This is a genomic window from Kitasatospora aureofaciens (assembly GCF_019192735.1).
Taxonomy (GTDB): Bacteria; Actinomycetota; Actinomycetes; order Streptomycetales; family Streptomycetaceae; genus Kitasatospora; species Kitasatospora aureofaciens_A.
On record NZ_JAHTKP010000127.1, the window covers coordinates 1 to 6637 of the forward strand.

At 66.3% G+C, this 6637-nt stretch carries 6 protein-coding genes and 1 pseudogene; 4 read left to right on the forward strand and 3 right to left on the reverse strand.

What is annotated here, in order from left to right:
- Nucleotides 1–102: 102 nt before the first annotated feature.
- Nucleotides 103–771, reverse strand: coding sequence for an IS21-like element helper ATPase IstB (gene istB / locus KV557_RS41160; protein WP_308130315.1), 669 nt, complete (start codon nucleotides 769–771; stop codon nucleotides 103–105).
- 103 nt (nucleotides 772–874) lie between these two features.
- The gene (istA, locus tag KV557_RS41165; RefSeq protein WP_218207221.1) at nucleotides 875–2146 is read right to left on the reverse strand and encodes an IS21 family transposase; all 1272 of its coding nucleotides are present in this window, start codon (nucleotides 2144–2146) and stop codon (nucleotides 875–877) included.
- A gap of 249 nt (nucleotides 2147–2395) precedes the next feature.
- Between istA and KV557_RS41170 the strand changes: the two genes are divergently transcribed.
- The 3 genes from KV557_RS41170 to KV557_RS41180 all read left to right on the forward strand — a co-directional run bounded on the left by KV557_RS41170 (nucleotide 2396) and on the right by KV557_RS41180 (nucleotide 3951).
- The gene (locus tag KV557_RS41170) at nucleotides 2396–2644 is read left to right on the forward strand and encodes a hypothetical protein (RefSeq protein ID WP_218207224.1); all 249 of its coding nucleotides are present in this window, start codon (nucleotides 2396–2398) and stop codon (nucleotides 2642–2644) included.
- An 88-nt stretch (nucleotides 2645–2732) separates the two neighbouring features.
- Nucleotides 2733–3134 carry a hypothetical protein gene (locus KV557_RS41175; protein ID WP_218207225.1) on the forward strand — a complete coding sequence of 134 codons (402 nt, stop codon included), beginning with the start codon at nucleotides 2733–2735 and terminating at the stop codon, nucleotides 3132–3134.
- Between the two features lie 394 nt (nucleotides 3135–3528).
- Nucleotides 3529–3951, forward strand: a complete 423-nt coding sequence (locus tag KV557_RS41180) for a hypothetical protein (protein WP_218207227.1) — start codon at nucleotides 3529–3531, stop codon at nucleotides 3949–3951.
- A 457-nt stretch (nucleotides 3952–4408) separates the two neighbouring features.
- On the opposite strand, the gene KV557_RS41185 is transcribed toward KV557_RS41180, so the two are convergent.
- Nucleotides 4409–5545: a YncE family protein gene (locus KV557_RS41185; protein ID WP_218207229.1), complete on the reverse strand. Its 1137-nt coding sequence runs from the start codon at nucleotides 5543–5545 to the stop codon at nucleotides 4409–4411.
- A gap of 332 nt (nucleotides 5546–5877) precedes the next feature.
- On the opposite strand from KV557_RS41185, the pseudogene KV557_RS41190 reads away from it, so the two are divergent.
- Nucleotides 5878–6506: pseudogene (locus KV557_RS41190) on the forward strand (winged helix-turn-helix domain-containing protein); the annotation flags it as partial.
- Nucleotides 6507–6637 lie beyond the last annotated feature (131 nt).

Consider the following 6637-nt stretch of genomic DNA (forward strand, 5'->3'; position numbering starts at 1 on the left):
CCCCCGCCGCTATCTGCCTGAGGGCAGCATGGACCAGCTCTACCCTGGCGAGCAGGCTCGCGACCAACTACCACCCACCGCATGACCGTTGGCAAACGACCACTACACCACTTCACGGGACATGACCAGGCGGTCGATCATGGCGGCGGCGACGGTCTCGTCGCCGAAGGTCTCTCCCCAGCGTCCGAAGGGCTTGTTCGAGGTGACGATCACGCTGGCCCTTTCGTATCTGTTCGAGATGAGCTGGAAGAACAGGTTCGCGGCCTCGGCCTCGAACGGGATGTAGCCCACTTCGTCGATCACGATCAGCGGGTAGCGGCCGAGCTTGACCAGTTCGTCCTGAAGCCGGCCGCTGTGGTGGGCGGCGGCCAGGCGGTCGACCCACTGGGCGGCGGTGGCGAACGCGACCCGGTGGCCTGCCTGGCAGGCCCTGACAGCGAGCCCGGTGGCGACGTGTGTCTTGCCGGTGCCCGGCGGTCCCAGGAAAACGGCGTTCTCCTTGGCCACTATGAAGTCCAATGTTCCCAGATGCGCGAGTTGTTGGCGCGTCAGACCACGCAGATGGGTGAGATCCAGCTCCTCGATGGTCTTGATCGCGGGAAACCGGGCCGCGCGGATGCGGCCCTCGCCGCCGTGGCTGTCGCGGGCGGAGACCTCGCGCTGGAGACAGGCGACCAGGTATCGAGGTGGGTCCAGGACTCGGCATGGGCGCGTTCGGCCAGCCGTTCGGCGGCGTCCAGCAGCGCGGGTGCCTTCATCGCGCGGGCGCAGAAGGCCAGGTCGGCGGCGGTCTGCCGACCCGTGCGGGCCGTCTGGCCGTCGGGCTTGGCCGCATCGGCGCTGGCGGTGCTGGAGGTTGCGGTGGTGCGGGCCATCAGGTGTCCTCCTTCCCGGCGCCGCCCTCGATGAGGGTGAACATGCGGTCGTAGGTGTCCAGTTCGCGTTGTTCGACCTCGATGCCGAGGCTGTCGGGGGCCAGGAGTGCGGCGCGGGCGGTGGCCGCCCGCGCGGCGGCCTGCTGGTGGATGACCTCGCAGCGCAGGAGGTCGGCCGCGGCGGCGTGCTCGGGGTCGGTCAGGCTCTGGTGTCTGGCCCAGCAGCGGGTGTGGCGGGCCACGATGTCGTTGCCGCAGGTGACGGTGACTTCTTCGTTGTCCGCCCGGACCATCACCGTCCGCCCGATCGCGCGCGGGTGAACGGAGTAGTCGTTGGTGTCGACGCGGACGTAGTGGTCGCGGCCGATGCGGGTGTGAAAACGCCACCAGTGTGGGGGTGAGACGGGCGGGACGGGCAACATCGCGGCGCGGTCCGCCTCCCAGCGGTCCACCGGCCGGGCGTCGATCGAGCGGTGCTGGCGCCGGTTGGCGATCTGCAGCCAGGCGGTCAGCTGGTTGTTGAAGTCGTCGGGGCCGGTGAAGACCCGTCCGGGTAGGAAGCTGGTCTCCAGGTAGCCGTTGGCGCGCTCGACCAGGCCCTTCGCTTCCGGATCGCGGGGCCGACACAAGATCACTCTGACGGCGAGCAGTCCGGCGAACGCGGCGAACTCACTGGTCAGCCTGCCCTTTCCGACCCCGGCCTCGTTGTCCCAGACGAGTGTCTTGGGAACGGCTCCCCAGCCGTCGGCGAGCAGGCGCCAGTGCCCGTCGATCAGGTCGCCGGTCTGCCGCGAGGGCAGCATCCGCGCGGTGATCATCCGCGAGTAGCCCGAGACGATGACCAGCACCGGCGGCCGACCCGACTGGCCGTAGCCCAGCGGGATGTCCACCGCCGGGAACCACAGGTCGCACTGCGCGAGCTCCCCTGGCCGGTAGACCGTCCGCGAGACCGGATCGACCGGCAGATACGCCGGCCGCAGCTCGCGCACCCGCTCCTTGAGGATCGTCAGTCCGCGCTCCCACCCGATCCGCTCGGCGATCACCGTCGCCGGCATCGTCGGGGTCTGCTTCAGCAACTCCCGGATCGCGGGCTCCGCCGCGTCCACCGCCGAGCCTTTCAACGGGCGCTGGTAGACCGGCGGCCGGTCGCTGGCCAGCGCCCGCTTCACCGTGTTCTTCGAGATGCCCAAGTGCCGGGCGATCGCCCGGATCGGCATCTGCTCGGCCCGGCTCAGCCTGCGAATCTCAGCCCAGTCCTCCACGTGAATCACCCTCTCCTCCTGACCCTCGATGGGGATCAGGATGATCAGACGATCGCAAGAAGGGTCGGATTTGCTCCGGTGGGTCCCGATTCATCCGCCGTTCAGCGGTCAGTTTTCACCCGTCGCCGAGAGGTGGACGGACCTGGAGGAGATGCAACGGCAGTTCGAGCGGCGGGAGGCGCTGCGGGCCGCGTGCGATGGTCTGCCGGATCCCGGCTACACCTACCCCGGTGCGCACGGCATTCCGGAGGTGCGGTGATGTCCCGGGCGTTCGTCAAGGACCTGCCGAACGGCACCCGGCGGGGGAACACCAAGGGCCTGCGGCGGTGTGAGCGGGAAGGGTGGACGCTGCTGGGCAGCGCCTACTGCTCGGTGAGGTACGAGCCCCGGGCGAAGAATGATCCCCGGCCGTGGTGGGACGGGGTCCGGCGGTACCGGGCTCTGGACTGCTGGGCCGTGCCGCCCATCGTGACCGAAACCCTGGCGGTGATCGGCAACAGAGAGTAATCTGGCGGCCCTCGACGGCGGGCCCTCAGGCGCTCCCACCAGCGACATCCGCTCGGCAGCCCCCGGCCACCACGGCACGGGGGCTGTCGTGCTTGCGGTGCCGCGCGGCGCCCGGCTGCTGTCGTCGGGGTGTGGTATCGCTGGTGTGGTGGTCGGTGCTGATCGGCACGGGGGTGGTATGTCGGACGGGGAAAGTGACGATGGCTCCGGGGAAGACGGGGAGACCTTTCTCGGCGGCGGGCCGAAGCTGGAGGGCGTGAACTACGAGGCGCCGTGGCTTGAGGCGAGAGCTGCGGCCGTCGACCTGAACACCGTGCTGGCCGCTCTCGGACTTCAGGGCGTGGATCTTGTCCGGGCTCAGGCGGGGTGGTCCGATGACGGACAGGGCGTGGTCTTCCTTAAGGGCACGCCGTCCGGGGCCCGGAAGCTTCGGGCGGTGCTGGACCGGATGACGGCCAGGGACCCGGACGACTCCGGCAGCGGGGTCTGACTCGGTGTCCGCGACGGTGCGGCCGGGCGCCGACTGCTTGTGGTGAGGGCACGCTGGTCGTGGTCGGCCTGGCGCCGGCCGGGACCGGCCGTCAGGCCGCAGCCCGGCCGTGCGCCATGGGCGACCGGCGGCGCAACGCGCCGCCTCTTGAGTAAGTGAAGAAAGTATTCGACAGCGTCGGCGTGTCTTCGACAGGTTGAGTGAGAGCCACTCGGACCTGTAGTGCCTGGTCAACGACCCATCTCGCCTCCCGGCCTGCAAGAAAGCCGTTCGGATCGCGGTCACGTGACGGGCGATCCGAACGGCTTCGGGGACAGTCGAGGGTGTACTGGGCCATAAGCGACCGGATGTCGAGGATGCTCACCGGGACCTCCGCCCCCACCTGGCGCGGCGCATGACCGGCGGGGAGCTGACCTTGGGGGCGGTGCTGGCGCGGCTGGAGGAGCGGGAGCGGGAGATCGCCGCGCAGGCCGAGGTGGCCCGGGAGAAGATCGCGGAGCTGACCGCGCTGCTGGACGGGTTCGACAAGGCCGCCGAGGAGATCCGGATCACCCGCAAGACGCTGCTGGAGCTGCTCGATCCGCGGCCGCCCGCGCCGCCGACCGCGAAGCTGCCGGACCATCCGGCCTACCAGCAGGTCATGGCGGTGTTCGCCGCAGCCGACGCACCGTTGCGGGCGCGGGCGGTGTGCGAGGCGGTGGACATGGAGATCGCGCCCAACAACGTCAACAACGTCCGCCTGAAGCTCAAGCGGCTGGTCGAGCGCGGGATCCTGGCTGAGGCCGAGCAGGGGTTGTTCACCCGGCCCCGGCCATAGCCGCCCCGCGAGCCCGCGACCAGGCCGCTTGCCCCAACCGAAACGGCAAAACGGGCGTCAACTCACTTACCGCCCTCTGATGAACCTGGCCCACTGGATGCCGCACCGGAGCTTGACGTCGAGGATTGGATATTCATCTTGGCGGAAGCCATGATTTCCCTCTGGCCATTCGCCAAATTTGATGGTTCACGAACGGTACTGAAAGATGCCGCCTTCACTCGCCTAGAGGATCACCAGGAGATCTTGAGCAAGGTTCATTCTGTAATTGATGAATCGTACCGGGCGGTTGGAATTCTCTAAGCTAGACCCTAGAGGGTTAGACCATTTGAGGAGTCGCAGATAATTAACCTGTTCTAAGCATATTTCGGCCCAGCAGGATCGCGAGGTACGCGCAGGAAGGCGGACTGACCGTGCTGCCCCGGCCTTGGTCAGAATTTTCGGCAGTTGAATAACTGATTCAGCCCGCGAGCACGGACACCGTGTTACTGGTGGAATTGGCCACATAGACTCGATTGGTCCGATCATTCACCGCTATACCCAAGGGATCAGGTCCAACCGGCGCGTTGCCAAGCACATTGTTTGTGGTCCCATCGATCACCACGACTCGGCGCAAGCCGTCAGTCGCGTAGATGCGGTTGGTTCTGACATTAACCGCAACTTGAGTAATACTTGCCTCGACCGTTATGGGCTGAAGATTGAGTTGGCCACCCGGACCTCTGGTTCCGTCCGTCATATAGATCCTGGAGGTCGTGAAGGGTGCACTGGACCTGCCTGCGTAGATGCGACCAGTGGTGAAGTTCGCAGCCAGCCCGGACAGAAACTCGATCTTCGAGAAGCTGTGTTTCGCCACGACAGAGTGGGTTGCGCGGTCGAATTCAAACAGCCCGCCGTCCTGTTGGTCGCCTACATAGATACGACCGGTGGTCGGGTTGACCGCGATTCCGTGCGGATTGGCCCACGGGGCGGGACCCGTAGGGGGAGGGTTCATGGGAGGCACTGTGATGGTGGCTTTGACTCCTGCATAAGGGTTCAGGCCGTCAATCACTGCCACAGTGCCGGCGTTGTAGTTGGTTACATAGATGCTCGGGTCGCGCCCGCTCCAATCCACGGCGACGAAGCGCGGCTGGCTGCCCGCGCCAAGACTTACTGACTGCCCTGCACTACTGACAGAGGTGTTGCTGAAGTCGAAGACCCAGAGCGTGTCGTCGGCACTGCACGCCACAAAGACATGGTTGACTGACAGAAAAGTGTGAGGTCGAGCCTCGTAAAATCCCCTGAGCACTGCCACGCCGAGGGGGCTGGCGCCGACAGCGAAGCTAGAGAGGACCCTATTGGTGACTCCGTCGATCACCCAGAGAACGTTCGTAGTATTGCCGAGGTTAGAACTCGCCACATAGACAAGGTTGCCTTCCGGATCCACCGCCACACCGGTCGGGTTCTGGTCAGCGTCGAGTGAGATGGTCGCGAGCGCCTGCGGCATCGGCCGCTGGTGTTCCTTCTCCTGGCCACGTAATTCAGCGGGGGCGGATTCGACCAATCGGGAATCAGGAAGGGCAGCGGTCCGGGCATCGGGGTTCGATCGTTGCTCACTCATAATCTCGGCTCCTTGGCATCGATCTATTATGAGCGGGCGGCTTGGGATTATCTCGGTATGGCCGCGACAATGAAACCGTCAGCAAAACAATAATAACAGGGTGGCGGCAGGGTTGCGCGGGGCGTTCAGATCTCGACGAGCTGGCAGGGTCCAGCCTCCATTCACTCGGGGGATGATGGAAGAGCCAGGCTTCAGCGTGTTGCTGGCCGAGGCCGGCCCGCCGCTGTCAGGCGAACGGCTCCCGACATCACACAATCAAGTTGAGTACTCAGCTTGAACTCGTAGTCGCCTGAGGTGGTGACGGTCCTTGATCCCTGCGGTATGCCGTGGTGGTGAGGTATGCGCAGGCGGGTGGGTACACGCCCGAGGCGCAGGCGGCTCGTGAACGGTTGAGGCTGGAAGCTGCCGAGCGGTTCGAGCGTGGGGATGCGACTGGGGAGATCGCCCGGGACCTGAGGGTCGGTGAGCGGTCGGTGCGTCAGTGGCGGCGTGACTGGCGGACGGGCGGAGTGGAGGCGTTGCGCTCGAAGGGGCCGGTGTCGGTCGAGCGGCTGTCGCGTGAGCAGTGGGAGCGGCTGGAAGCGGAGTTGAAGCGGGGGCCGCTGGTGCATGGTTTCGAGGACGACCAGCGGTGGACGCTGAAGCGGATCAAGCTGCTGATCGGCCGGATGTTCCATGTGGGGTACACGGTGCAGGGGGTGTGGAAGCTGCTGCGGCGGCACGGCTGGACGTGTCAGGTGCCGGTGCGCCGGGCGGTCGAGCGGGACGAGGCCGCCATCGAGGTGTGGAAAGAGGAGGTGTGGCCGCAGGTAAAAGCACCGCGGCGGACCTGGGCGCCTACGTCTGCTTCGAGGACGAGACGGGACAGGGCCTGAGTCCGCCCAAGGGACGCACGTGGGCGCCGCGCGGCGCGCGCCCGGTGGTGCGGGTGCGCGGCCGGGGACGGGGGAGGGTGAACGTGAAGTCAACGCCGTTGCGTTTGGGTCTTGAGCTGCACGTCAAGCCCTGCTGAATGACGCAACGGGACGTCCTGATAGATCAACTTGTGCTGAGCAAGACGATCACCGGGAGTCCCGTTGCAGGAGAAGTCTG